We start from the raw sequence: 26,287 nt of genomic DNA on the forward strand, positions 1-26,287 counted from the left end.
TTCTAAGCATTTTTAGCCTATGAATCGTATGAAGGAGCTACTTTACAACTATGTTTACTAGTCTGCCCTTTATTACGATCACTTTAACTATATTCTTGCCTTCTGCAGCGGCTTTTATTGTTTCATTGTTTAGAGAAGCAGCTTTTATTTCTTCATCACTAAGATTGCTTGGGATCGTAATCCTTGCTTTTATCTTTCCATTAACTTGAATAGCTATTTCTACCTCATCTTTAACTAATGCAGCTTCATCAAATTCTGGCCATTTTTGATTGAATACAGAGTAGCCCATTCCAATATTACTCCATAATTCTTCACTAAAGTGAGGAGCAAAAGGAGCTAAAAGTCTTATAAAGTCTACCATTGAATCTTTTAATAGAGAAAGATTTTTATTTTTTGTATTTAGATATTTTGATAATGCATTTGAAAATTCCATCATTCTTGCTATACATGTGTTAAATTGAAACTTATCCATATCATTTGTAATTGATTTTATTGAGTGATTTCTTGTATAATTAAGTTCTTTTTCATCGCTGCCAAAATCAGAACGTGAGTTAGAACTATTATTTATTTCCTCTTTGTAAGAAGAAACAATTCTATCAATTCTATCAACAAATTTAGCAATTGATTTTATACCATCATCACTCCAAGCACCACCTTCAGCATAATCAAAACCGAACATTAAATACATTCTGAATACATCAGAGCCAAATTCTTTTATGCAGTCATCTGGTGAAATAGTATTTCCTTTTGACTTACTCATTTTTTGACCATCAGGTCCTAAAATTAAACCTTGATGTCTTAAAGATAAGAATGGCTCATCAAAATTAAGATATCCCATATCTCTAAGAGCTTTTGTCATAAATCTTGCATATAATAAATGCATACAAGCATGCTCAGGACCACCTACATATTTATCTACAGGAAGCATCTTGTTAATAATTTCTTTATCAAAGGCTTTATCACTATTTTTATTGTCTGCATATCTTAGATAATACCAAGATGAGCATACAAAGGTATCCAGTGTATCAACTTCTCTTTTTGCATGACCACCACATTTTGGACATGTAGTATTAGTAAATTCTTCTGATTTAGAAAGAGGGGACTTTCCATCAGGAGCAAATTCAACATTGTAAGGAAGTTCAACTGGAAGCTGTTCTTCTGGAACAGGCACTATGCCACATTTATCACAATAAACTACAGGAATAGGAGCGCCCCAGTATCTTTGTCTCGATACAAGCCAATCACGAAGTCTATAATTTACCTTCCATCTTCCTAGGTTTTCTTTAGACAATTTTGCTACAATAGCTTCCTTAGCTTCGTTGCCCTTGAGACCGTTAAATTCTCCACTGTTTACAAGTTTTCCATAACCTGTGTAAGGAAGTTCTTCTCCACCTTCAACAACTCTTATTATAGGAAGATCATATTTTGTTGCAAAAGCAAAGTCTCTCTCATCATGTGAAGGAACAGCCATAACTGCACCAGTACCATAACTATATATTACATAATCTGCAATCCATATAGGAACCTTTTTGCCGTTTATAGGGTTTATAGCATAAGAACCTGTAAAAACACCTGTTTTTTCTCTAGTTAAGGATTGTCTTTCAATTTCTGATTGCTTTTGTGATTGATTCTTATATTCTTCAACAGCTTTTTTGAATTCAGGCTTTGTAAGTTCATTAGCAAGTGGACTTTCAGGGGCAAATACAACATAAGTTACACCACATAGTGTATCTACTCTTGTTGTGAATACATCGAAAGTTTTGTCACTATCACATATTTTGAAAGTAACTTCTGCACCTTTAGATTTGCCTATCCAGTGCCTTTGCATTGCTTTTGTTTTTTCAGGCCAATCCAGTGTGTCAAGTTTTTCTAAAAGTTCATCAGCATAGTCTGTTATTTTAAAGAACCATTGAGTTAAGTCCTTTTTTGTAACCTCAGTGCCACATCTTTCACAGCAGCCATCAACAACTTGCTCATTTGCAAGAACTGTGTTGCAGCTAGGGCACCAATTTACAGGAGCCTTTTTTCTGTAAGCCAAGCCTTTTTCATAAAGTTTAAGGAATAACCATTGAGTCCATTTATAATAATCAGGCATGCAGGTTATTACTTCATGATCCCAATCGAACATAGCACCCATTGCTTTAAGTTGTTTTTCCATTGTATCAATATTTTTTAAAGTTGAGTCCTTTGGATGAATGCCTGTTTTTATTGCATAGTTCTCAGCTGGAAGACCAAAGGCATCAAAGCCCATAGGCTGAAATATATTGTATCCCTGCATTTTCTTAAATCTTGCCCAAGAATCTACAGGTCCATAGTTAAACCAGTGACCAGCATGAAGCTTTGCACCTGAAGGATAAGAAAACATTTCAAGGACATATAATTTTTTTGCGAGACTTTTTTCGTCGAATTTATATAACTTAGTTTCTTCCCATTTTTTTTGCCACTTTTCGTCTATTTTAGTACTGTAATTGCTCATTAAACTAAACCTCCTATTAATATTGTTATATATAAATAAAAAAGCTTTCGTCTCACATAATGAGACGAAAGCTATACTTCCGCGGTACCACTCAAATTAGGAAAATACCCCACTTAAAAATTTTAACGGATAAATCCGTACCTGCTTTTCTTCAGGTAAGTTCCCAAGCGAGTTCACATTGTTCACTACTGTTTTTCACCACACAACAGTTCTCTTAAAATGAATGAAATGCTACTATTCTTGTTCAAAACTTTTAGTATTTTATTTTGTTAGTTACTAATTATAGTTTAACAATAGATTATTGTCAACATTTATAAAGTTAAATATATATAAAAAACTTCAAGAACATCTTGAAGTTTTTGGCTGCCCTAGCAGGACTCGAACCTACACAATGCCTGATCCAGAGTCAGGTGCCTTACCAATTTGGCTATAGGGCATTAGCTTTCATCACCGCAGCGACAAATATTATTATAGCATTAATTAGAAATTTGTCAACATTTTATTTAAAAATTTTAATAAAATGTCTATTCATGTAGTCTATAAATAAGGTGATTACATAGTCACAGAGCAAAAATATTGGCTCTGAAATAAGTACAATTAAATAAATAGGAAGTTTTGTAGTACTGGAACTAATGAATAAGGTCTTATATAGGATAAATATAATAAAAATTGCTGCATTATAAAATGCTAGTTTTAAGAAAATCTCAAGATACAGTTTTCTTAATTTTTCAATATATAATTTTACAAATCCATAAATTCCAAAGAATATTATATACGAAAACACACTAACTTTTATTCCTAAAAGAAATACACTAAGAAGAGAAGCAGCTGCATAGACTAAAACTGAATATCTAATATTTGTAGTTAAAATTGAAATTGGTATAATACAGCAGGCAACAGCTAAGATATATAACCTTCCTATAGGCATTACTGTAGACAAATATATTAATAAAACGGATAATGCTGTATAAAAACTGCTTCTTGTTAACTTTTTAGTTTTATCCATACTTTAAATGCTCCTTTACTATAAACAATGAAATAAAATTATTTTAAATGAATGTATTTTTATAGAGCAGAGAATAGGGAGTAGGGTGAAGGAGGATTTATGTTCTTTATGTCAGGCAAATCTTAAAATATGTAAAAATAAATGATGTTTTATATCAAAATTGGCGTCATCATTAATCTTACTTCACTATACTCCCTACTCTGTAAAAAGATTAAAGGCTCAAAAATAAATTTTAATTAGTTTAAAGCTTAAATGTATTTTATATCATACATTTAGACTTATTAGCATCCTCCCATACCGCCGCCTAAGCAGTCACATATATTTTCTGCGCACCATAAGCTTATACATAGATTGCAGAGAGAGTTGTCTCTATCATTATATCCTCGATTATTGTAAGGATTTCTATATGAATTATTTTGTCTACTCAAATTTTCGTATGCTGATCTGTATTCTGGATTTGAAGGATTCAAATTATATGCATTTTGTATATAGTTATAAGCTCTGTCATACCAACCTTTTCTTAAACATACATTTCCCATAAGGTAAAACCATTCTGCATCCCTTGTTTTTATACTGTTTAATTTACTTTCAGCAGAACCCACATTTCCGTTATTTATATCAGCTCTTATGGAATTATAATCTGCTGCGTAGCTGCTATTTTCATAGTTGTTATTTGAATTATTAGAATATGTATTTCCACTAGCGTTTTTTGTAAGATAATCATAAGCTTCATTGATTTCACGCATTTTTTGTTCAGCAAGATCTCTTAGAGGATTATTGCCATATTGATCAGGATGATACTTTTTGGCTAATTCTCTATAGGCTCTTTTTATTTCTTCTTGGGATGCACCTTCATTTAAACCTAGAATTTCATATGGATTTTGCATTAATACTACACTCCTTTTCGACAATAAAATATTTCTGCTGTTTATAAATTTAATTTCTCCATTTTACTTAAAAGACCATATTGAAGTATATTGTATAGAATATCTACATTTGTTTGCATTGGAAGTTTTTTTAAAGAATCAAGACAGCTTTTTCCACATAGACCTAATATAAAGCTGACTTTAGGTTTAATCATACTTAAAAATTCATCGTAAGGCAAATTATTTTCGTTCATGGAAAAATTCAATGCATTAAATTTATTTTTTTCCATATCGTTTTTTAAATCATCATAAGCATCGATTATATAAATCCATTTTCCAAGATTGTAACCAAGGCTATAGAGAACGCTACTTAAAGTTATATCTTCAATATATTTAGAGATAATGAATCCTGTTAAGTCAGCAAAGGGATGAGACAGCTCATCAATATTTAATTTTGAACTGCTCTTTTCTAGCTTAGAAAGTTCTAATAAACTCTTTTTTATGTAATTGGTATTATCTTTAAGCTTTTTAGGAAATTTGTTAAAATAGGATTTTAGTAATATTGACTTAACTTTACTAGCTTTGCTATTTTCATCATAAACGTCATCCAAAAGTTTATAATAGGTTAAAGCTATATTACAAAAGGCGGCATAGTCGATTGCAGCATTTTGCACTATAAAGTATTTTTTCTGCATAGGATGAAACATACAACGACCTAAATGCACCTTGCATTTTTCATCAGAAATTGAATCTAAAAGTACTGCAAGAAATGTCATATCATAATTTAAGACTAGCCTTGGCAAATTTCCGTAATTTTTTTTTATGGAAAGACAAAGACCACAATAATAGGATTTGAACTTTTCATAATCCTTTATTTTTAACTCAGGTTTACATGGCATTACATATCCAAACATTTTATATACCTTTAAGGCACCTGAAAGAAAATAATAAGTCAATATTAAGAGATAATTTTGTGTAATATAAAGAAACTAGTTCTGTTAATACTAGGTAGTCTTAGCGGGTTTAGTTGAGGAAATATTACGCAAAATTAACCGCTAGATGAACTTGTTATTTTTTTTAAATATGCCTAATTCCTTTTTCATTTAATATTTCATATATTGTTTTTGAAGTTGTATCAGCTAAGGTATAACCTAAAAATTTTACGATTTCTTTAAGTTCGTCTTCATTTGATGTCTCTATTTCGATATAAGGAAACGGGCAAAAAGATTTATCATTAATATCAATTTCTATTAAAGAATTTTTATATTTATAACTTTCTCTGTATTTTTTTATTGAGCTTATGTTAGAAAGTCCAAGAGCAGTTAAAATTTTTTTGCCTTCATCACCACTTAAAATTTCAGTTTCATTTTCTTCCATAACCTTGTATTTTTCTTGACTTAATAGTTTCTTTACGGTCATGTAATAGTGAGTAGTACTATCAAGCATATTTTGAACTGTCCTTATTCTGGCATAGCCTTTATTATTTAGAAGTCTTTTATCATCAAAATCATAGATATCATTTATTTGATTTTCTTTTTTTACTAAGGGTAAATTTAAGTCAATCAGCTTTTGCCTTATAATATCTACATTTATATCTAAAAGTCTTGTTTCAATTTCATTCAAAATATTCACCTCTTAAGTTCTGTGCTTTATTAAGTATTATATCATAATTTACAAAAATATTGTCTTTTAATTGTAAATTTAAAAGTTTCAAGATAAAGGGGGGATATGCTATAATAACAATAAAATAAATAGTTAATTTATATATGTTGTAGAGTTTTATGAATTTTGGAGGTAGATCAATATGCAGGACAATTTTTACGAACAATTTGTAGGTGCACATGAAAGTACTTTGTATAAAGTGGTGAACATTGAGATGAAACTAAGTATAGTCTTTGGAGTAATATGCTTATTCTCAACAGCAATTTTAGGGCTTTTAGGTATTATATTATGCGTATTATGTGCTATAATATATTTCGGTTTGATTATTTTAAAAAGAAAAACATATGTGGATTATGAATATGACTTCACCAATGGAGAAATAGATATAGTAAGTATAGGGGATAAGATAAAAAGAAAGCTGATTGTTAGTTTTGATGTTAAAGATATAGAACTTTTAGCAGCTAAGGATAGTGATGAAGTAAGAGAAATTTCAAATAAGCCTGATAAAATTTTAAAATGCTATCCTAAAGATACAGAAGAAAAGATTTATACAATAATTTTAAGCGGCGGAAGTGGAAGAGCACGGATTGAATTTGTACCAGATAAGGACTTTTTAAACTTGTGTTTTCAAAAAAATCCTAGAGCAGTTAAAAGAGGATTTTTTTAGATAATAATTAGAGTGGTGATATTTTGCAATATATAAATGATGTGAGTATAAACGAAGCAGTTATTCATGTTTTGGATAATAATTCTGATGAGGTTATTTTTGATGATATTGGTCTTGTCTTAAATGATGAAACCTATGAGTATATATTAAAACACGTAAAAAAATGCCTCAAGGATGAAGAGCTTAAATATGCAGTTTTTAATTCAGAAAGAAATATAGTAAAAGAATTAAGCCAGGAATATTTAAGTGGTAAAACTGGACTTATACCTGTTTCAAAGGAGCTTGCATCTCAGCTCTTTATAATTATGAAGTCAAAGGGAAATATACCATCTTGTGATGTAATTGTGGTATCGATATCAACAGAATATGGTCCAATGCTTGCAATTCTGAAAATGGACTATGTAAAAAACTATACACATAGCATAGATGTTGTTGAGGATAAGGTTGGTATAAATATAATTCCACAATTTATTGGACTTCCATCAAGTGGACAAAGGATACAAAAGTGTGCTTTTATAAAACCTATTCAGGAAGATAATAAGTTTGATCTTATGGTTATAGATAAGCAACCTAAAAAAGAAGATGAGGATTATGGCTCAAATTATTTTATAGGAAATTATTTAGGATGTACTGTGATAAATAATGAAAGGGATCTTACAAAAACCTTTGTAAAGGCAGCTGAAAAATGGACACAAAATAACCTTAAGGACAATGCAGATGAGGCTGAAAAAGTAAGAAGTTCAATTAAGAAAAAGCTTAAGCAAGATGATGTTATAAATGTAGAACAATTTTCACAAGAAATATTTAATGGAAATGAACAAGTATCACAGGACTTTTCACAATTTGTAAAAGAACAGGGAGTAGAGGAAAAGTTAGAAGTAGACAAGCAATGGGTTGAAACTAAGCTCACAAGAATAAGATTAAAAATAGACAAGGATATAGACATATATATAAATGAAGAAGCGTACAATGATTCCTCTCGATTTGAAATAGCCAGAAATGGTGATGGAACCATAAACCTAGTAATAAAACACGTAAGAAACTATATAGAAAAGTAAACATATGGGGGTTTGGGCGTTAGCCCATGTGATTCATGAACTATAAATTAGTCCTCTCTATAATGGGGCTAAAACTGATATATTAGTCTCACTAAGCTAGGGGGTTTGGGCGAAGTTTTTAAATGACTAAAATTATGTTCTAGAAGGATAATGGGCTTAAGCCCAAACCTCGTATAGGTTTATGTGATTCATGAACTATAAATTAGTCTTCACTATAATAGTACCAAAACTAATATATTAGTGTCACTAAGCCAGGGGGTGAGCAGGAGCAATTGTAAGAATACTGCCGCTTTTGCATTAATTAAAATTTTTTAGAGTTTCGTATTTACAAAATTAAAAAGTGATTAATTAAAATGAAAACAGCAGTCAAGTGTAAAAATAGACTGCTGTTTTTATATTCAAAAATGATTATTGACATGCCTTTGATATAAGGGTGTTTTATAGGAGAATAAATATTCGTTTAAAAAGAAGGTTATAATATGCTAAAAACAAAAATAAAATGTGAGCAAATAAGAGAAAAAATGAAGAAAATACCCCATAGAATAGAATTCTTATTGTCTATACTATAGAGTATTTTTGATATATAGCGTCTTTTTTATTTATAAATTTAATTATAAGAATCGATAAGCGCTTGTATCTTTGGACCGCATCTTCTTCCGCAGCAGCCTCCTGAGCCAGAACCAGTTGCTTTGTTAACAGCATCAACGGTTTTTGCACCATTTTTTATTGCATCTTTTATTTTTGACCTAGGAATAGCCTTGCATATACAAACCTTGGTCAATTTATCCATTATATCCATATTAGCATTATTATCCATATTATTCTCCTTTATATATAAATAAAATATAAAATTCATAAATTTTATTCTTACAGTTATTATTATAACATAATTGATAATTGGTATCCATAAATAATTATTATTCTAAAAAATATTTTGTATATTTATTTTTTCAAGATCTCTAATGTGGTTTATAAGAAATTCTATTGTATGTGCAGATTCCATGGAATCCTTAGCATCCTTATATCTTATAGCTTGAGATAATTTTTCTACTTCCATGCTTATATCATCTGTTTCTGCATGGTGTACGTATACTGAAAGCAGGTTCGAATAGCTATCCCATTGCTTAGAAAATTTATTTAAGTTTTTTTCAGCCTGTTTCCATGAACTATCCTGTATTGAATTTTCTAATTTTGCGTTTATTGCAAGCATAGAGTTGCAGATTTTATTTACGTGAGCTATTGAATAAATACTAAATCCTAATACACATATAAAAAGGGCAGCTGAAAATATTACATTCTTCATGATTGTTCCTCCTTAATCCTTATGTATTTTTGACAGTAAAATTTTTGATTAGAATCTAGTATTGCTATAAATGCGTCTTTAGGAGAGTCTATACTTTGCTTTTTTAGTTCATTTACTAGCCAATTATAATCCTTATTTATTAAATTTAAACTTTCATAATTTATTTTTCCATCTAGAATTAAAGTTACAGGCAGTACTTCTTGGGAACTTTGTATATTTAAATCTTTTTTTGTTGTAGGATTAAGTGGAGTCTTTGGAATAATCGATAATTGACCGCTTGTTTCTAAAATTGCAAATTCAATGTCATTGATATTAAAAAAGCTTTTTAATCTTAATTCTTCAAGGAGATCATTCATATTAATTCTTTGGTTTTTTAGAGCATAGTAGTCTATCTTACCATTATTTATTAATATTGTAGGTTTACCACATAAAATTGATCTTGCTTTTTCACTTTTAAGTTGAAGCACAGATAAAATTATTTCAAGAACAAGAAGCGTAATTATAGGTATTATTCCATGAATAAGGGGAATTCTAGTATCTTGCATAGGAAGAGATGCAAGTTCTGAGATCATTATGGCAATTACAAGTTCAAAGGGTTGAAGTTGACCTATTTGCCTCTTTCCCATTATTCTCATTGTTAAAACTACTAAAAAATATAGAATTATTGTTCTTATCATTACGATAATCATAATATCAATCCTTTTTTTATTTTAATGGTTTATAATATAAATAAAATTAACTAATGGTTTTATTCTTTCAAAAAAAGCAAAAAATTATTAGTAAAGTAGGGTACATTTTTGGTGTTTTAAAGTATAATATTAAAGATTTAATTAAGTTTGGAGATGTTATTTGTGGATAATGTGACTTTAAAATTGAAAAACGGCGAGAGTATTTCGGTTAAAAAAGGTAGTGAATTTTTTGATGTTGTAAAGGAAAATAAATTGGATGCAGATGCGCCTGTAGTTCTTGGAATATTAAATGGCTATATACATGAACTAACCTATAAAATTTATCACTCGGGAACCTTTGATGTAATAGATATAAGAAATCCGATTGGAATAAAAGTATATGAAAGGACTCTACAGTTTGTACTTATAAAATCAGTACTAGATCTTTATCCCGATAGTAAAATAACTATAGAGCATTCTTTAGGAAATGGAATCTTTGGTGAAATTCATAAACAAGATGGTGAATTAAATGAGGATGATATAGAAAAAATCAAATCTAAAATGAAGGATATCATAGATAAAGATATTGCTATAAAGAAGATATCTGTAAGCAAGAAAAGAGCTATAGAAATATTTGAAAGCTATGGCATGGATGATAAAGTTAAATTGATGAATCAGGTTCATTTTCATCAGCTTAAACTGTATGAATTAGAAGGAAGATACGATTACTTTTATGGAACTATGGCATACTCAACAGGAATACTTAAAAATTTTGATTTAAAATATTATAAGCCAGGATTTATACTTATGATTCCAAGTGAAAAGGAAATAAACAAATTGCCACAGTTTGTTGAACAAAAAAAATTATCTCAAATTTTTTATGAAACTGAAAAGTGGGGAAATATTATTGGAGTTGCTGATGTAGGATCTTTAAATAATAAGGTTAAAAATGGTGAGATTACTGACATGATACGAGTTTCAGAAGCATTTCAAGAAAAAAAGATTGCGTATATAGCTGATATGGTATATGCTAAAAAAGATATTAAAGTAGTGCTTATAGCAGGGCCTTCTTCTTCTGGAAAAACTACCTTTGCTAGAAGACTTGGAATTCAGCTTAGGGTAAATGGAATGATACCAATACCGATATCATTAGATGATTATTTTGTAGATAGGGCGCACACACCTAAGGATGAAAATGGTGATTATGATTTTGAGTCTATATATGCCCTCGATATAAAGCTTTTTAATGAAAACCTTAATGATTTAATGAAGGGGAAAGAAACTGTATTGCCGATTTTTAATTTTAAAACTGGGCAAAGAGAATGGAATAAAAATAGCATAAAACTCCCAGAAAACGGCATTATAATTATTGAAGGAATTCATGGTCTTAATGAAATGCTTACGCCATTAATACCAAGAAAAAATAAATTTAAAATATATATAAGTGCGTTAACTCAGCTTAATCTTGATAGTCATAATAGAATTTCTACAACAGACACTAGAAAAATAAGAAGGATTGTAAGAGATTATTTGTCTAGAGGGTATGGGTCGGAGGAGACTTTGAAAATGTGGCCATCGATCAAAAAAGGTGAGGAAAAGAACATTTTTGTATTTCAAGAAGAGGCAGATGTTATGTTCAATTCATCTTTAGTTTATGAATTGTGTGTACTTAAAAAATATGCGCTTGCAGAATTGTCAAAAATTAAGGCTTCTAGTAGTGTTTATTATGAAGCAAAAAAGCTTAGAAGTTTTCTTAATTTCTTTAAGGATGTGGATATGAAGTTTGTACCTGATAATTCTATATTAAGAGAGTTTGTAGGTGGAAGCTGTTTTTATAAATACTAAATTTGGTGGTGCTAATGTGAAAGAATATAGTGCATTTGATATTTTAGGTCCTGTTATGATAGGACCATCAAGTTCTCATACTGCTGGAGCGGCGAGGCTTGGGAAAATAGCAGGGATAATAGCAGGTGGAAAAGATAATATAGATGAAGTTAAATTCATTTTACATGGTTCCTTTGCAAAGACGTATAGGGGACATGGTACAGATAAAGCTTTAGTAGCTGGAATTTTAGGAATGAATCCATGGGATGAAATGCTTAGAAATTCTATGGAAATGGCAGAAAAATTAAATTTAAAAATAAGCTTTGTAGCGGGTGATTTGGGTGACGTGCATCCTAATACAGTAAAATTTATAATTCATAAAAAAGATAAAAGTATTATGGAAATAACAGGTTCATCAATTGGCGGTGGAAGTATAAAAATAATAGAAATAAACAATCAAAACATGGATTTTTCAGGTGATTATCCAACTTTGATAGTATATCATAAGGATATTCCGGGTATGATATCAAAAATAAGTACGATGCTTTATGATAATAACATAAATATAGCTTTTTTAAAGGTTTATAGAAGCATTAAAGGTTCATCAGCATCAATGATTTTTGAAACAGATAATATAATTCCAGAATGGCTTATTGATGCAGTTAAGAAAATAGAAAACGTAAGAGATGTAATTTTTATAAAACCTATTATGGAGAGTGAATAATATGTTTGCGGACAATGGGATACAAATGTTAAATGAGTGCAGAAAACATAATATTAGTATAAGTGAATATACTATTAAAGAAGAAATTAAAAAGACGGAAGATACTCTTTTTAATGTGTTAAAAAAGATGAATAAAAATTTACAGGTTATGAAGCAGGCTGTTGATTATGGTACAAAAAATAATGTTAAATCCTTAAGTGGTTTTATAGGCGGAAATGGATTTAAATTAAATAATTATGCTAGCAGTGGAAATACTTTAACTGGTGAATTTATTGTAAAAGCAATGGCAAGGGCAGTGGCGTGTTCAGAAGTAAATGCAGCTATGGGTAAAATTGTAGCAGCTCCAACTGCAGGCTCATGCGGAATACTTCCTGCTGTAATAATAACTGCAGGTGAAAAATTGCAAAAGAGTGAAGAAGAACTTGTAAGAGCGTTATTTACTGCGTCTGGTGTTGGAATATTAATTGCTAAAAATGCTACTTTATCTGGAGCAGAAGGTGGATGTCAAGCTGAATGTGGATCTGCGGCAGCTATGGGAGCAGCCGCTGTAGTTGAAATGATGGGAGGAACACCAGATATGGCACTTGATGCAGCTGCTATGGTTATAAAAAACACTCTTGGACTTGTATGTGATCCTATAGCAGGGTTGGTAGAGGTTCCATGTGCTAAGAGAAATATAGCTGGAGCTGTAAGTGCACTTACAATGGCGGACATTGTAATGGGAGGAGTTAAGAGTATAATTCCATTTGATGATTGTGTTACTGCTATGTATAGAGTTGGAAAACAACTTCCATGTGAACTTAGAGAAACGGCTATGGGGGGGCTTGCAACTACAAAGACTGGCGAAAAGCTTCGAAAACAATTAGAAGATAGTAAATTATATAAGTAATAAGTATGGTAGGTGTAAAATGTGTAAAAAAAAGATAATAGAAGATTATTACTGTGATTTAAATAACTTATCTGGCTTGCTTACTAATTGTGTGAGTTCATACAGACTTTTAATAGGAGGGGCGTCAGAATTAAATCAAATTACACCTGCAACAAGGCATGATGTTAAGAAGGCAATAGAAAGAGTAGATAAATTAGGTGATATAATTGATGAATTACTTGAAACTATGGAATGTTATGAAATTGATTATATGAATTACTGCAAAATAAAAGCAAATGTTATGAAATGCAAATTGAATAGAAAGTTTGTATTAGCTCAAATAGAGGATGAATTAATAATTAAAAGAGACAATACACCCAAAACGCCTCCGCCTAAATAAAATTCCATATGGTAAAATACCATATGGAATTTAAATATACTTACAAAACACTTTTCATACTAGAACTTTTTAATTTTTATTTTACTTACCATTAAATAAGAGAATAAAAGCATAAGTATAATTGTTAAAATTGGATTTGAATATATGTCTAATGAAAGTAAAATTAAAAAGTATAAAGCCATAACCATTCCGGCAACTGTAATTGGAATACCTCTGAAATTTCCATCAAAAGTTGATAAATTATATCTAGCTAATCTATAAGCACCTGATATAGGGAATATTAGAAGTAAGATATAACTTACAAACTTAAAATCCGAATTAATACCAAGCAGGTTATAAGCTAAGATTGATGGAGCAACGCCGAAGGATACAAGATCAGCTAATGAATCAAGTTCTTTACCTAGTTCACTTGATACATTTAAAGCACGGGCAACTCTACCATCATATCTATCTATAATTCCAGCCAACAATATAAAAACACAAGCTAATTTATAATAATCTGAGTTATTTTGTGGTGCAGCAGCCAAAGTCATGGTTAGTGATAGTAAACCACATGATAAATTACCAAAAGTAAAAATGTTGGCAACTGAACTTTTAGTCATAAATAATCACTCCTAATACATTTAAAAATAAATTATTCCATTAATAATAGTTAACTATAAGAACATGATACATAGCAAATATTATTATAACACATAAGTATATAGTTTGTAATGTGTTTTTAGTAAAAAAAAGTATACAATAATGTAACAAATGTGATATGATAAATTAGTTGGGGAAATAAGTTTATAAGTTATTAAATGAGGCTCGGAGGAAATAAATGAATTCTAAAGCAAAAAAAATACTTATGTATGTATGCTTAATTATTTTTATAATGTTGGCAATTATTTTGGCCTTTAAATTTAATAGATATCATTTAGGCAGAGTATGGCATAAAGTTAATGGACTTAGAATTTTACATATTAGAACTAAGGATATAAAAAGATATATATTGAGTTATGGTGAATTTGCCGCTGTAGTATTTGTTATAATATATTCATTAAAACCAATACTTTTTGTTGTTCCAGCATCTCTTTTATCAATAATGGCAGGTGGAATTTTTGGACCATGGAAGGCTTTTCTTTTAAGTATGATAAGCTGCTTTTTTTCAGCTACATTTGCTTTTTTTCTTGCAAAACAGCTTGGAAAACCATTTGTTGATAAAATTCTTAAAGGTAAAGTTATGAAACTACATGGTGAAATAGAAAAACATGGTTTTATAATTATGCTTTTAATGAGACTCTCTTTTATATTTGCCTATGATCCATTAAGTTATGCAGCTGGACTTACATCAATGAAATATAAGGATTTTATTTTGGGAACAGTTATAGGCATTATGCCAGAAATGATTTGTTACTCTTTTATGGGTAAAAATTTTGAAAAAGGATTTTCTTTAAGGTCTTTTTTTCCTTTAATTATAATATTAATTATAGCACCAACGGCAGCTGTTATTTATAAGAGGTATAAGTCTAAAAGTAACACATAATATTAGTAGGTTTGTAAATAGAATCAAGGTTTGCATTATAAATAAAAAGTGCTTTCATGGGCAAAATATCTCTGGAGGTGTTTTTATGAAAATAAAGGATATAATGACTAAGAATATAGCGAGTCTGAATTCAAATGACACAGTTGAAAGAGCTGCTCAACTTATGAAAGAGCATGATGTTGGTGTTGTTCCAGTTTGCGATGAGGAAAAAGTTATAGGAGTCATAACAGATAGAGATATAGCACTTAGGACTGTTGCAGATGGAGAAAATCCAACACAGCAGACTGTAAGAAATGCTATGACATCGACACCAGTAGTTGCAAATCCTGATATGGATGTAAGAGAAGCAGCTAGAATTATGAAAGAAAGACAAATAAGAAGACTTCCAGTTATTGAAAATGGAAATTTAGTTGGTATAGTTTCACTTGGTGATTTTGCCGTAGAGGAAAAACTTGATCATTGTGCAGAAGAAGCTCTTTGCGGAATTTCAGAGCCATGTTCACCTAAAATTTAGATTGGTATTTTGTTAAATCCACAAGATATATGTTAAATCTTGTGGGTTTAATGTAAATAATGATATAATATATGAGAAATGTAAATAGCTAAATGATATAAAATGTAATTTTAGTTTTGAGGGGAGTAAACTTATGAATAAAGTTAAGTTTATATATAATCCTTATTCAGGAGAAAATACGATTATAGGAAAAATAGACAAGATAATAAAAATTCATCAAAAATATGGTCTTACAATAGTGCCATATAGAATTTCACTTGGTAATACCGTTGAAGAAGCATTTGAGGATATAGATAATACATATAAGTATATTTTGATGGCAGGCGGAGATGGTACTGTAGATAATATTGTAAATTACATGAGAAAATTAGATATAAACTTACCTATAGGGATATTACCAACGGGTACTGCAAATGACTTTGCAAAGTTTATAGGTATGCCTCTAAATATAGAAAAGGCATGTAAGCAGATAATTGAGAGTGAACCTCAGGAAATTGACTTAGGAAAAATTAATGATAAATATTTTATAAATGTTGCTAGTTCTGGACTTTTTACAAATGTTTCTCAACAAACGGACATAAATATGAAAAATACTATAGGGAAACTAGCTTATTATGTAAAGGGTATAGAGCAGCTTCCTAACTTTAGGAAAATAAAAATTAAGGTTTCCTCAAAAGAAAATGAATTTGATGGTGATATGATATTAATGTTTGTATTTAATGGACAGACAGCTGGAAATTTTAAATTTGCTTATAAATCATGTGCAAATGATGGAATGCTTGATGTAATAATAATTGAAGCTGGCATGGTAAAAAATCTATTTAATATTCTTATCAAGATGATAAGAGGAGAGCACCTTGAGGATGTAAATGGTCTTACATATTTTAAAACAGATAATTTAAAAATAGAATGTAATGATGATGTTGTTACAGATATTGATGGAGAAAGAGGACCAGATTTTCCAGTCGAAATTTCATGTATAAAAGGTGGAGTTAAGATTTTAGGAGTAAAGAATATTTACTAGTTATTTGTAGTAATAATAGGTGATAGCATTTTTGGGAGATAATAAAACTTGATAGTATATATATATCTATTTTTGTTGTTACTTAGTATTTACCTAACTATTTTACTTTTAAAAAGGAGTTTTAGATGTCCTACTAAAATAAAAGTTATATGCATATTTGTTCTAAGTACTCTTTTACTAAGGTATTTTTCATTGGTAGCACTGTTTGCTTTAAAAAAAATATATTATATACAGTTCATAAAGTATTTTGTATTGTTTAATCTCATATGTATACCTTCTTTAAGTGTATTGCTTATATTTATATTTATGAGAAATAAAAAATTCAACATAACATATTTATTTATTGCTGTATTTCTATTTGTAGGTCTATATTTGTATATAGTTATAACGATGGAACCTAATATAGTTCCTGCTTCTAATTATGGTTTTGGATATATAATTAGTTTTATGAATTGTCGTGAATATGTACTAGCCATATATACAATAGTAAATATTTTATTTATAACCTTCTGCGCATTTTTTATAGGGAAAAATTATGTGAATAAAAAAGGAATAAGCATAATAATGGTAGCACTTTTAGCCTCCTTCATTGAAAAGATAATACTTTTAGTAGGAACAAAGGTTATGCCGGAATACTTGCTTGGAGAAATCATATGCCTTCTGTGTCTGGATTATGCTATTTCACTATTTAAATAAAAGCTTAGACGTTAGTTTATATAATTTAAGTGCAAGGTTACTAAATATTTTTGAGATGTGGAGTTCTTAAAACATAAAGTAAATTAAAGAACTAAAAAGACCTATAATTAGGACTTTTTAGTTCTTTTTGTTTTATTAATTCTTTTTAATTTAGGAGGTCTTTCAGGAATTAGACAGTTAGGACCATTTCCTATTAAATCCTCCCTATGAGCTTTTTCAAGAGCTTCTCTAACTATTCTATAATTTTCTGGTTTTGAAAATTGAAGTAGGGCTCTTTGCATATTTTTTTCATGCTGATTTTTAGGAACATATACTTTAGTACCTGTTAAAGGATTTATACCAGTATAATACATTGTAGTAGATAAACTGCCTGGCGTAGGGTAAAAATCCTGTACTTGCTCCGGCATATAACCCATTTTTTTTATATATTCAGCTAATTGTATAGCAGAACTTAAGTCACTTCCAGGATGACTCGATATCATATATGGAACAAGATATTGTTTTTTATCTATAGCTTTATTAATCTCGAAAAACTTCTTTACAAATCTATCATATACGTTCTTCCCAGGTTTACCCATTTGATTTAATACTTTATCACTTACGTGTTCAGGGGCAACCTTAAGCTGACCGCTGACATGAAATTTACAAAGTTCTTGAAAAAATTCTGGATTTTTATCATATATGAGATAATCATATCTTATTCCAGAGCGTATAAAAACCTTTTTTATTTTTGGAAGTTTTCTAAGTTTCCTTAATAAATCTAAGTATTCACTATGATCTACTTTTAAATTTTTGCAAGGTGTTGGGAAAAGGCACTGGCGGTTTTTACATACACCTCTTGTTTTCTGAAGTTCACAGGAGGTGTGTCTAAAGTTTGCAGTAGGACCTCCAACATCATGTATATAACCTTTAAAATCATTTAATCCTGTAAGTGTCTTAGCTTCATTTATTATTGAAGTTTGGGATCTATGCTGTATAGTTCTCCCTTGATGAAAGGTTATCGCACAAAATGAACATGCACCAAAGCATCCTCTATGGCTAGTGATTGAAAATTTAACTTCTTTAAGAGCTGGAATTCCTCCGTCTTTTTCATATATAGGGTGATAAGTTCGTGTATAAGGAAGATTATAGACTATATCCATTTCTTCTTCTGTAAGTGGTGCTGAAGGTGGATTTTGTACTATATATCTGTCTCCATGTTTTTGTACTAGAACTTTACCATTTATTGAATCCTGCTCTCTTGATTCAAGTTTAAAGCTTTCTGCATATTTGCTTTTATCAGAAGCTACTTGTTCAAAGTTTGGAAGTTCAACATAGTCATTTAAGCTAGTTATATCTTTTGAAATATATACAGTTCCCTTTATGCTGTTCATTGAATGTATATCTTCACCATACTTAAATAAGTTTGCAATCTGAACTATTGACTTTTCTCCCATTCCATATGAAAGGAGATCTGCTTTAGAATCAATTAAAATACTTCGCCTTACCTTATCTTCCCAGTAGTCATAGTGTGCAAATCGTCTTAAACTTGCCTCTACGCCTCCTATTACTATAGGCACATTTTTAAAAGCTTCTCTTACCCTGTTACAATAAACTATAACGGCTCTATCTGGTCTGAAATTACCCTTACCACCAGGAGAATATAAATCGTCATGCCTTCTTTTCTTTGCAGCAGTATAATGATTTACCATAGAATCTATATTTCCTGAGTTCACTAAAAAGGCATATTTAGGTTCGCCAAGTTTTTTGAAGTCATCGACTTTTTTCCAGTCTGGTTGAGGAATAATTCCAACGGTGAAACCTTCATGCTGCAGAATTCTGCCAATTATTGCAGTACCAAAAGAAGGGTGATCAACATAAGCATCACCCGTAACAATTATAAAGTCTAATTGCTGAATCCCTTGTTCTTTTAAATCTTCCTTACTTATAGGTAAAAATTTGCTGTCAGTATTTTTCATTGCTAAAAATAATCTCCCTTCAAAGGATACAAAATTTATTTATAATCTTGCAGCGCGTCGTAATCTTCTTCGCCTGTTCGGATTTTAATTACTTTACTTACATCATATATAAATATTTTCCCATCGCCGATTTTGCCTGTATTAAGAACTTGTTTAGCAACTTCTACAACTTTTTCAACAGGAACAGCGCAAACAACAATCTCTACTTTTATTTTAGGATTAAGATTGATTTCAACAGGGTTACCTCTATAGTATTCAGTAACACCTTTCTGAAGGCCACAGCCAAGTACATTAGTTACAGTCATACCTGTAACACCTATTTTATTGAGCTCATTTTTAAGTTCATCAAATTTTTCCGGTCTAGTAACAATGTCAATTTTAGATATTTTATGTTCCATGGCACATTCAACTCCTTATATTAAATTAGGGAAACAATAATAAATTATAAAAACATTGTCTCCCTATATTATAAACTATATTATAAACTATTTAAATAAAAAATATTAAGATATATGATACCCTTTTTCACCATGCATTGAAATATCAAGACCTAAATCTTCTTCATTATCATCTGCACGAAGTTTAAATACAAGACTTACTACCTTTAATATGATAATTGTCATAATTATGGAGTAAGCATAAACTGCTATAGTAGCAATAAACTGAGTTAATACAAGTGAAGGATTTCCATAAAGAAGTCCATTAGCACCTCCAGAGTTTACTGCCTTTGTGGCGAAAATTCCAGTAGCAATGCTTCCCCAGGTACCACCAATTCCGTGACATCCAAAAGCATCTAAGGCGTCATCGTAATTGAATTTGGGTTTTAAGTAGGATACAGCAAAGTAACATATTATACTTCCAATAGCACCTATAACTATTGATGATGCAGGAGTTACAAAACCAGCAGCAGGAGTTATAGAGACAAGTCCAACTACTGCACCGGTAACGGCACCTAAAACAGTAGCTTTTTTAGTTACTATCCATTCACATGCAACCCATGAAATTGTTGCAGCAGCTGCAGAAGTATTTGTTGTAATAAATGCTGTCATGGTAACATTATTTAGGCCTAAAGCACTCCCAGCATTAAATCCGTACCAACCAAACCACAATAAGCCTGCACCAAGTATAGTCATTGGTAAATTATTTGGTGATGTTTTTCTGATTTTTCTTTTACCTATATAAATAGCAGCTACAAGCCCTGAAACTCCAGAGGAAATATGTACTACAGTTCCTCCAGCAAAATCAAGTGCTCCTAAATTTTTTATCCATCCACCTGTTCCCCATACCCAGTGAGCAACAGGATCATAAACAACAGTTGTCCATATCAATATGAAGGCTAAAAATGCAGGGAATTTTATTCTTTCTGCAAAGGCTCCGGTAATTAAAGCAGGTGTTATTATTGCAAACATTAATTGATACATCATAAATAAATTGTGTGGTATTGTAGGTGCATATGCAGCTAGGGGTTTAAAACCTACATTATTTAAAAAAGTCCAACTTAAGTTTCCAGTTATATGAGAAATGTCAGGTCCAAAAGCTAAGGAATATCCAACGAGTATCCATTGAATAGAAACGATAGCGATGCAACAATAGCTGTGCATTGTTGTACTTAATACATTCTTTTCTTTAACCATTCCACTGTAAAAAAGCGCAAGGCCAGGTGTCATTAGCATAACTAAGACAGTTGATAAAAACATGAATGCAGTATCTCCAGTATTCATTTTTAATGATCTTCCCTTCGTAATTTTTTATTTGTAAATTTCAAACTTTATTTGTGTTAATATAATAACATCTAAAACTATTTTTTGCAATAATATTATTAAAAAAAGGGGCGAAAAATTGATAAAAAAGCAAATTACCAATAACTTATCTTTAAAGTTGATATTGAATGTAGAAAGTTAATGTTATGTAAAATAAAATTAATATAAAAAAACACATAAGTTTCAATATTGTGGTTGAAAAGTTCACATTTTATACTATAATTAAAAGGTAAGAACTATTTAGGATAATTATATTTATTATGCGTTGATTTTTTTCATTTATCTAATGATATTTGATGAAATTAATTAAAAGAAATACTTTGTGGAAAGTGATTACCTATTTAGTTATGTTAACTTGCGAACTCGTTGAAATTGTTTTTAATTTTATATGGAAAGCTAAACGGGTTTGAGTTTACTAAAATATTTTGAGCCTTAAAGGCTCTTTATTTATGATAGGTGGTGAATATTTAATGGAAGGTGGACCGGATACCCGGAGGAATCTGGTATTAAGAAAAAGAAAACTGCAGAGGTGTTCTATAAAAAGCAAGCGGCAGGTGTATTTATGGCGTTTGAATTTATAGTTTATATAATTTGATATCAAATTCATTCACAACAAATCTGCATTTTCTTTTTAAAAATATACCAGTTCCATTGTTAAGCATATTATATATTGGTAATAATATGTTTTGAATTAAATAGTTTAGGCTGTTTAATAAACAATTTGGAAAGGGAGGATTAAAATGCAGAGATTAAATGACTTTTTTTTAAGCAGTGTACTTTATAAAAAAGTATACGATGAATACGGAGAATATGTTGGAAAGCTTTGGGATATTTATGTCTCCACAGAAGAAAGCTATCCTAGAGCAATAGGTTATAAAATAAAAAAAAGTGGTGAATATATAAACTATGAATTTAAAACCATAGATTTCTATAAAGAGGAGGAAAATGGTAAGATATCTATTAAGGTTAAATCGGTTAAAGATACTATAATGCGAAAATACTCATATTTGCTTTCAAAAAATCTTCTAGATAAACAGATAGTGGATATAAATGGCAAGAAACTTGTAAGAGTAAATGATCTTAGAATGGCTCAAATTGCTGGGGAGCTTAAAGTTATAGCAGTTGATACGGGGATAATGTCTCTTGGAAGAAGAATTGGTATAGAAGGTTTTATAAAAGGCATGTACGGAATGTTAAATATCAAACCTAAAGACAGCTTTATAATGTGGGATAATGTAGAATCACTTGAAATGATAAATGATAATTTAAAGCTATCTGTTCCATATAAAAAGTTATCTGCACTTCACCCAGCAGATTTAGCAGATATACTTGAAGATATGAATTCAAATTATAGAAAGAAAGTATTTGAAAGTCTTGATGAAGATTTTGCGGCAGATATACTTGAAGAAATTGAGCCAGATATACAGGCGGATCTTATTGAAAATTTAAGTAATGATAAAACTACAGAAGTTCTTGATAGTATGCCTAATGATGAAATAGCTGATATTTTGGATGAAGTAGACGAGGAAACTGCTGAAAAAATTCTTTTAAATATGGAAAAAGATGATGCTGATGAAGTAAGAAGTCTTATGGAATATGAAAAAGAAACAGTAGGAAGTATAATGAACAAGGATTTTATATCTTTTAATATAAACATAACACTTAAAGAAACTCTTGATATAATAAAAGAGATGAAGCCTGAAGAAGAAGTAATGTACTATATATATATTACGGATTTAAATGGTGCACTTGAAGGTGTTATATCATTAAAAGATTTAATATTTATGCCTCAAGAGAAGAAACTTAAGGATGTAATGAATACAAAGTTAGTTACAGTTAGGGATTCTGATAAACTTGAAGAGGCTATAGAAGTTTCAGTTAAATATAATTTATTGGCGCTTCCAGCCGTAGATGATAATAAAAAGTTATGTGGAGTAATTATAATAAATGATTTAGTTGATCAAGTGTTATTTCCAACATGGAAAAAGAAATTTAAGAAGGTTGGATAGAGAATATATGGATTTCATATTCATAATTTTTTACTTATAAATATCTTGTAAAAACTGTTAATGCGGTTTTTACAAGATATTTAAATGTAAACATACTGTCAGCTAACTTTTAACAAAGGGGTGGAGCGCATGAAAAAGAAATTTGGAAAATTATTTTTAATATTTAGTATAATTGGACCTGGAATAATTACAGCAAATGCAGGAAATGACGCTGGAGGGGTGACAACTTATTCTGTAATTGGAGCACATTATGGTTATTCTATGCTTTGGGGATTATTTGCTATAGGCATTGGTCTTGCTGTTGTGCAGGAAATGAATGCTAGAATGGCTGTGGTTACAGGAAAAGGACTTTCAGATTTGATAAGAGAAAGATATGGAGTTAGATGGGCATTTTTTGCCATGTTAGTACTTATAGTTGCAAATCTTGGTGTTTGCATAGGAGACTTTGCGGGTATAGCTGCAAGTTTGGAATTATTTAAAATAAGTAAATATATTTCAGTACCTATACTTACTATTATGATATGGGTTGTAATGACAAAAGGTAATTACTCGAAAGCAGAAAAGGTATTTCTATTACTGACCCTAACTTTTTTTGCTTATATTATCACAGCAATTATGGTTAAGCCAGATTGGGGAACTGTAATTTCTAGGATTACAAGTCCTAAAGCAAACTTGACCAGTGATTATTGGCTGCAATTAATAGGAATGGTAGGTACAACGATAACTCCATATATGCAATTTTACCTTCAGTCATCTATTGTGGATAAGGGTATTTTATTAAAGGAGTATAAATATGAAAAGCTTGATGTATATCTCGGGACTGTATGGGGGATATTAACTGCTTTGTTTATAACGGTATGTACTGCTGAAACTTTGTTTAAAGCTCATAAACTAGTAGAAACAGCACAAGATGCAGCTGTTGCACTTAAACCTTTGGCTGGCTCATATTCCTTTGCACTTTTTGCAATAGGACTTTTTGGAGCATCGTTTTTGGCATGCTGCATAATTCCACTTTCAACTTCATATGCTGTATGTGAAGCGTTTGGTTTTGAAAGCGGACTTGATAATAAAATTAAAGATGCACCTATATTTTTTGGACTATTTTTATTTATGCTTATAGTAAGTATGATAGTTGTTCTTATACCAGGATTATCACTTGTAAATATAATATTAGTAACTCAGCAGATTGCAGGAATATTATGTCCCGTTGTTTTAATCTTTATGATTAAGTTAGTAAATGATAAAGAAATAATGGGTGAGCATGTAAACAATAAATTACAAAATTTTATAGCAAAGTTTACTGTTATACTTATAATAGTACTTGTAATATTGGGCTTTGTGGGTAACTTTATTTAAATATTAAAAATTTTGAATTAAAATTTCACTTTGGAGCAAAATAAGCTTGTAATACAAAATTAATGTTTTGCTGGAGGTGAAATTTGTGAACTTAATAAAAAAGTATAAATTAAGCATTGTTATGTGCATGGCTATACTTATGACTTATTTTAGTATGTATATATGGCTTTTACCTTATAATAGTGCAGTTAAGGCTGTTGCATATACTTATGGTTCTTCAGGTAGCGTTGTAACTAGAATTCAAACTAGATTGAAAAGTTGGGGTTACTATACTGGCAGCATAGATGGGAGATATGGATATGTAACATATCGTGCTGTTATGAGATTTCAAGCGAATAATGGAATTACTCCAGATGGAATTGCAGGCAATAGTACTCTTTCAGCACTTGGACTTCCAACAGGTACTGCAGCTGCAGCAACTCAAAGATATTCTAATAATAGCCAAGATTTAGTACTGCTTTCCAGACTTATTAATGGAGAGGCAAGAGGAGAGCCATATACAGGACAGGTGGCTGTTGGGGCTGTTGTTTTAAATAGAACAAGAGATCCTAAATTTCCATCTAGCGTGGCAGGAGTTATATATCAGCCAGGAGCTTTTACTGCTATTGTTGACGGACAAATTCATGCTAATATTGAGCAGAGCTCTATTAATGCTGCTAGAGATGCTTTAAATGGATGGGATCCTTCTGGTGGAGCAATATATTATTTTAATCCTGCAAAAACAACCAATAATTGGATATGGTCAAGACCGTTAATTAAGATCATAGGAAAGCATAGATTTTGTAGGTAGATGCACAAAAAATAATGTTGACAAACAAAGAGATTGGTATATAATAATAGTAGTATAATTCTTAGTAAATCACTCGGATATACGTTGATGAAGTAAAGTAGTGTAAATAAAATTTTCAGAGAGAGAACTACAGGCTGAGAGGTTCTTAAATGGAGTTTGCATGAAGTGCACTTTGGAGTACTGCATCTGAACAAGTTAGTATGATGCAGCGGTTGCAACCGTTATATTGACTAAGCATGATTGTGTTTTTGGAGTGTGAATTATTTTAGAGTGGAAAAACAAGAAGGCTTTGTCTCTAATTTGAGGTGAAGCCTTTATTTTTAATATTAATGGGATGGTGAGTATAAATTGTTTAAAGCATTAAGATATGATATAAAAAAAGTGATGGAAAATGATCCAGCAGCTAGAAATGCACTAGAAGTATTTTTATTATATCCATGTATACATGCACTTATATGGTATAGAGCTGCCCACTACTTTTATAATCATAAGATGTTTTTTATTGCAAGACTTATTTCTCAAACAAGTAGATTTTTTACAGGGATAGAAATTCATCCTGGAGCGAAAATTGGAAAAGGACTTTTTATAGATCATGGTATGGGAGTTGTTATAGGAGAAACAGCAGAAATTGGTGATGATGTTGTTATGTATCACGGTTCAACTCTAGGGGGAACTGGCAAGGATAAAGGAAAAAGACATCCTACTATAGGTAATAATGTAATGATAGGTAGTGGAGCAAAGGTATTAGGTCCTATTACTGTTGGAGATGGTTCCAAAATAGGTGCTAATGCTGTTGTATTAAAAAATATACCTGCTAATGTAACAGCTGTTGGCATACCAGCAAGAGTTGTGGTACCCAAAAGCAAGCAGCAAGAATCCCCAATAATCAAAAAAGAAAACGTAATAAACATCAATAAATTCTGTGGAGAATAATCCACTGGGGTTTGGGCGGTAGCCCATGTGATTCTATAACCATAATGAATTACTCTTTAATTAGAGGCAGATACCTAAGAACAAGACCAAAGTAGATATGGGGTTTGGGCGGTAGCCCATGCGATTCTATAACCATAATGAATTACTCTTTAATTAGAGGCAGATACCTAAGAACAAGACCAAAGTAGATATGGGGTTTG

At 30.6% G+C, this 26,287-nt stretch carries 26 protein-coding genes, 1 tRNA gene and 2 other annotated features; of the genes, 14 read left to right on the forward strand and 13 right to left on the reverse strand.

Annotated features, from left to right (window positions below; translation table 11 throughout):
• Positions 1-37: 37 nt before the first annotated feature.
• The 6 genes from leuS to ACJDT4_RS04545 form a co-directional block, all read right to left on the reverse strand.
• The gene (gene leuS, locus ACJDT4_RS04520; RefSeq protein WP_406786347.1) at positions 38-2,476 is read right to left on the reverse strand and encodes a leucine--tRNA ligase; all 2,439 of its coding nucleotides are present in this window, start codon (positions 2,474-2,476) and stop codon (positions 38-40) included.
• Between the two features lie 57 nt (positions 2,477-2,533).
• Positions 2,534-2,733 (reverse strand) — a binding site (T-box leader).
• Between the two features lie 103 nt (positions 2,734-2,836).
• Positions 2,837-2,913, reverse strand: a tRNA-Gln gene (locus ACJDT4_RS04525).
• Positions 2,914-2,975: 62 nt separating this feature from the next.
• Positions 2,976-3,482, reverse strand: a complete 507-nt coding sequence (locus ACJDT4_RS04530; protein WP_406786348.1) for a hypothetical protein — start codon at positions 3,480-3,482, stop codon at positions 2,976-2,978.
• A gap of 281 nt (positions 3,483-3,763) precedes the next feature.
• The gene (locus ACJDT4_RS04535) at positions 3,764-4,369 is read right to left on the reverse strand and encodes a J domain-containing protein (protein WP_406786349.1); all 606 of its coding nucleotides are present in this window, start codon (positions 4,367-4,369) and stop codon (positions 3,764-3,766) included.
• Positions 4,370-4,410: 41 nt separating this feature from the next.
• A complete protein-coding gene (locus tag ACJDT4_RS04540) occupies positions 4,411-5,262 on the reverse strand; it encodes a DUF5685 family protein (protein ID WP_406786350.1) in 852 nt (283 codons plus the stop codon).
• A gap of 163 nt (positions 5,263-5,425) precedes the next feature.
• Positions 5,426-5,971, reverse strand: coding sequence for a class IV adenylate cyclase (locus ACJDT4_RS04545; protein WP_406786351.1), 546 nt, complete (start codon positions 5,969-5,971; stop codon positions 5,426-5,428).
• A gap of 181 nt (positions 5,972-6,152) precedes the next feature.
• On the opposite strand from ACJDT4_RS04545, the gene ACJDT4_RS04550 reads away from it, so the two are divergent.
• Positions 6,153-6,677 (forward strand): hypothetical protein, encoded by a 525-nt coding sequence (locus ACJDT4_RS04550; protein WP_406786352.1) that lies wholly within the window; start codon positions 6,153-6,155, stop codon positions 6,675-6,677.
• Positions 6,678-6,700: 23 nt separating this feature from the next.
• Positions 6,701-7,735 carry a nucleoid-associated protein gene (locus ACJDT4_RS04555; protein WP_406786353.1) on the forward strand — a complete coding sequence of 345 codons (1,035 nt, stop codon included), beginning with the start codon at positions 6,701-6,703 and terminating at the stop codon, positions 7,733-7,735.
• A gap of 607 nt (positions 7,736-8,342) precedes the next feature.
• Here ACJDT4_RS04555 and ACJDT4_RS04560 read toward each other — a convergent pair.
• From ACJDT4_RS04560 to ACJDT4_RS04570, 3 genes are all read right to left on the reverse strand, one after another.
• Positions 8,343-8,552, reverse strand: a complete 210-nt coding sequence (locus tag ACJDT4_RS04560; RefSeq protein ID WP_406786354.1) for a (2Fe-2S)-binding protein — start codon at positions 8,550-8,552, stop codon at positions 8,343-8,345.
• A gap of 105 nt (positions 8,553-8,657) precedes the next feature.
• Positions 8,658-9,038 (reverse strand): DUF4363 family protein, encoded by a 381-nt coding sequence (locus tag ACJDT4_RS04565; protein WP_406786355.1) that lies wholly within the window; start codon positions 9,036-9,038, stop codon positions 8,658-8,660.
• Positions 9,035-9,727, reverse strand: a complete 693-nt coding sequence (locus tag ACJDT4_RS04570; protein WP_406786356.1) for a DUF421 domain-containing protein — start codon at positions 9,725-9,727, stop codon at positions 9,035-9,037. Before ACJDT4_RS04570 ends, ACJDT4_RS04565 begins: the two co-directional genes overlap by 4 nt.
• Positions 9,728-9,889: 162 nt before the next feature.
• On the opposite strand from ACJDT4_RS04570, the gene ACJDT4_RS04575 reads away from it, so the two are divergent.
• The 4 genes from ACJDT4_RS04575 to ACJDT4_RS04590 are packed head-to-tail and all read left to right on the forward strand — an operon-like array spanning position 9,890 to position 13,522.
• Positions 9,890-11,551 carry a nucleoside kinase gene (locus ACJDT4_RS04575; RefSeq protein ID WP_406786357.1) on the forward strand — a complete coding sequence of 554 codons (1,662 nt, stop codon included), beginning with the start codon at positions 9,890-9,892 and terminating at the stop codon, positions 11,549-11,551.
• Between the two features lie 16 nt (positions 11,552-11,567).
• A complete protein-coding gene (gene sdaAB, locus ACJDT4_RS04580; protein WP_406786358.1) occupies positions 11,568-12,254 on the forward strand; it encodes an L-serine ammonia-lyase, iron-sulfur-dependent subunit beta in 687 nt (228 codons plus the stop codon).
• Position 12,255: 1 nt separating this feature from the next.
• A complete protein-coding gene (gene sdaAA / locus ACJDT4_RS04585) occupies positions 12,256-13,143 on the forward strand; it encodes an L-serine ammonia-lyase, iron-sulfur-dependent, subunit alpha (RefSeq protein WP_406786359.1) in 888 nt (295 codons plus the stop codon).
• A gap of 19 nt (positions 13,144-13,162) precedes the next feature.
• Positions 13,163-13,522 carry a hypothetical protein gene (locus ACJDT4_RS04590; RefSeq protein WP_406786360.1) on the forward strand — a complete coding sequence of 120 codons (360 nt, stop codon included), beginning with the start codon at positions 13,163-13,165 and terminating at the stop codon, positions 13,520-13,522.
• A 59-nt stretch (positions 13,523-13,581) separates the two neighbouring features.
• On the opposite strand, the gene pssA is transcribed toward ACJDT4_RS04590, so the two are convergent.
• Positions 13,582-14,124, reverse strand: coding sequence for a CDP-diacylglycerol--serine O-phosphatidyltransferase (pssA, locus tag ACJDT4_RS04595; RefSeq protein ID WP_406786361.1), 543 nt, complete (start codon positions 14,122-14,124; stop codon positions 13,582-13,584).
• Between the two features lie 218 nt (positions 14,125-14,342).
• On the opposite strand from pssA, the gene ACJDT4_RS04600 reads away from it, so the two are divergent.
• The 4 genes from ACJDT4_RS04600 (at position 14,343) to ACJDT4_RS04615 (ending at position 17,281) form a co-directional block, all read left to right on the forward strand.
• Complete coding sequence (locus tag ACJDT4_RS04600) at positions 14,343-15,047, forward strand: TVP38/TMEM64 family protein (RefSeq protein ID WP_406786362.1); 705 nt, start codon at positions 14,343-14,345, stop codon at positions 15,045-15,047.
• Between the two features lie 85 nt (positions 15,048-15,132).
• Complete coding sequence (locus ACJDT4_RS04605) at positions 15,133-15,561, forward strand: CBS domain-containing protein (protein WP_406786363.1); 429 nt, start codon at positions 15,133-15,135, stop codon at positions 15,559-15,561.
• 133 nt (positions 15,562-15,694) lie between these two features.
• Positions 15,695-16,585 (forward strand): YegS/Rv2252/BmrU family lipid kinase, encoded by an 891-nt coding sequence (locus ACJDT4_RS04610; protein WP_406786364.1) that lies wholly within the window; start codon positions 15,695-15,697, stop codon positions 16,583-16,585.
• A 372-nt stretch (positions 16,586-16,957) separates the two neighbouring features.
• A complete protein-coding gene (locus tag ACJDT4_RS04615; protein WP_406786365.1) occupies positions 16,958-17,281 on the forward strand; it encodes a hypothetical protein in 324 nt (107 codons plus the stop codon).
• Positions 17,282-17,388: 107 nt separating this feature from the next.
• Here the strand turns inward: ACJDT4_RS04615 and ACJDT4_RS04620 are convergent, their stop codons facing one another.
• The 3 genes from ACJDT4_RS04620 to ACJDT4_RS04630 all read right to left on the reverse strand — a co-directional run bounded on the left by ACJDT4_RS04620 (position 17,389) and on the right by ACJDT4_RS04630 (position 20,960).
• A complete protein-coding gene (locus tag ACJDT4_RS04620; protein ID WP_406786366.1) occupies positions 17,389-19,239 on the reverse strand; it encodes a YgiQ family radical SAM protein in 1,851 nt (616 codons plus the stop codon).
• A 35-nt stretch (positions 19,240-19,274) separates the two neighbouring features.
• Complete coding sequence (locus tag ACJDT4_RS04625; RefSeq protein ID WP_406786367.1) at positions 19,275-19,637, reverse strand: P-II family nitrogen regulator; 363 nt, start codon at positions 19,635-19,637, stop codon at positions 19,275-19,277.
• A gap of 105 nt (positions 19,638-19,742) precedes the next feature.
• Positions 19,743-20,960, reverse strand: coding sequence for an ammonium transporter (locus ACJDT4_RS04630; RefSeq protein WP_406786368.1), 1,218 nt, complete (start codon positions 20,958-20,960; stop codon positions 19,743-19,745).
• A 779-nt stretch (positions 20,961-21,739) separates the two neighbouring features.
• Between ACJDT4_RS04630 and ACJDT4_RS04635 the strand changes: the two genes are divergently transcribed.
• The 4 genes from ACJDT4_RS04635 to epsC all read left to right on the forward strand — a co-directional run bounded on the left by ACJDT4_RS04635 (position 21,740) and on the right by epsC (position 26,087).
• A complete protein-coding gene (locus ACJDT4_RS04635; RefSeq protein WP_406786369.1) occupies positions 21,740-23,008 on the forward strand; it encodes a magnesium transporter in 1,269 nt (422 codons plus the stop codon).
• Between the two features lie 129 nt (positions 23,009-23,137).
• Positions 23,138-24,364, forward strand: a complete 1,227-nt coding sequence (locus ACJDT4_RS04640) for an Nramp family divalent metal transporter (protein ID WP_406786370.1) — start codon at positions 23,138-23,140, stop codon at positions 24,362-24,364.
• A 121-nt stretch (positions 24,365-24,485) separates the two neighbouring features.
• Positions 24,486-25,154: a spore cortex-lytic enzyme gene (gene sleB / locus ACJDT4_RS04645; RefSeq protein ID WP_406786472.1), complete on the forward strand. Its 669-nt coding sequence runs from the start codon at positions 24,486-24,488 to the stop codon at positions 25,152-25,154.
• A gap of 75 nt (positions 25,155-25,229) precedes the next feature.
• Positions 25,230-25,454, forward strand: a binding site (T-box leader).
• Positions 25,455-25,538: 84 nt separating this feature from the next.
• Complete coding sequence (gene epsC / locus ACJDT4_RS04650; RefSeq protein ID WP_406786473.1) at positions 25,539-26,087, forward strand: serine O-acetyltransferase EpsC; 549 nt, start codon at positions 25,539-25,541, stop codon at positions 26,085-26,087.
• Positions 26,088-26,287: the final 200 nt, after the last annotated feature.

The organism is Clostridium neuense (assembly GCF_045310695.1).
Classification (GTDB): domain Bacteria; phylum Bacillota; class Clostridia; order Clostridiales; family Clostridiaceae; genus Clostridium_S; species Clostridium_S neuense.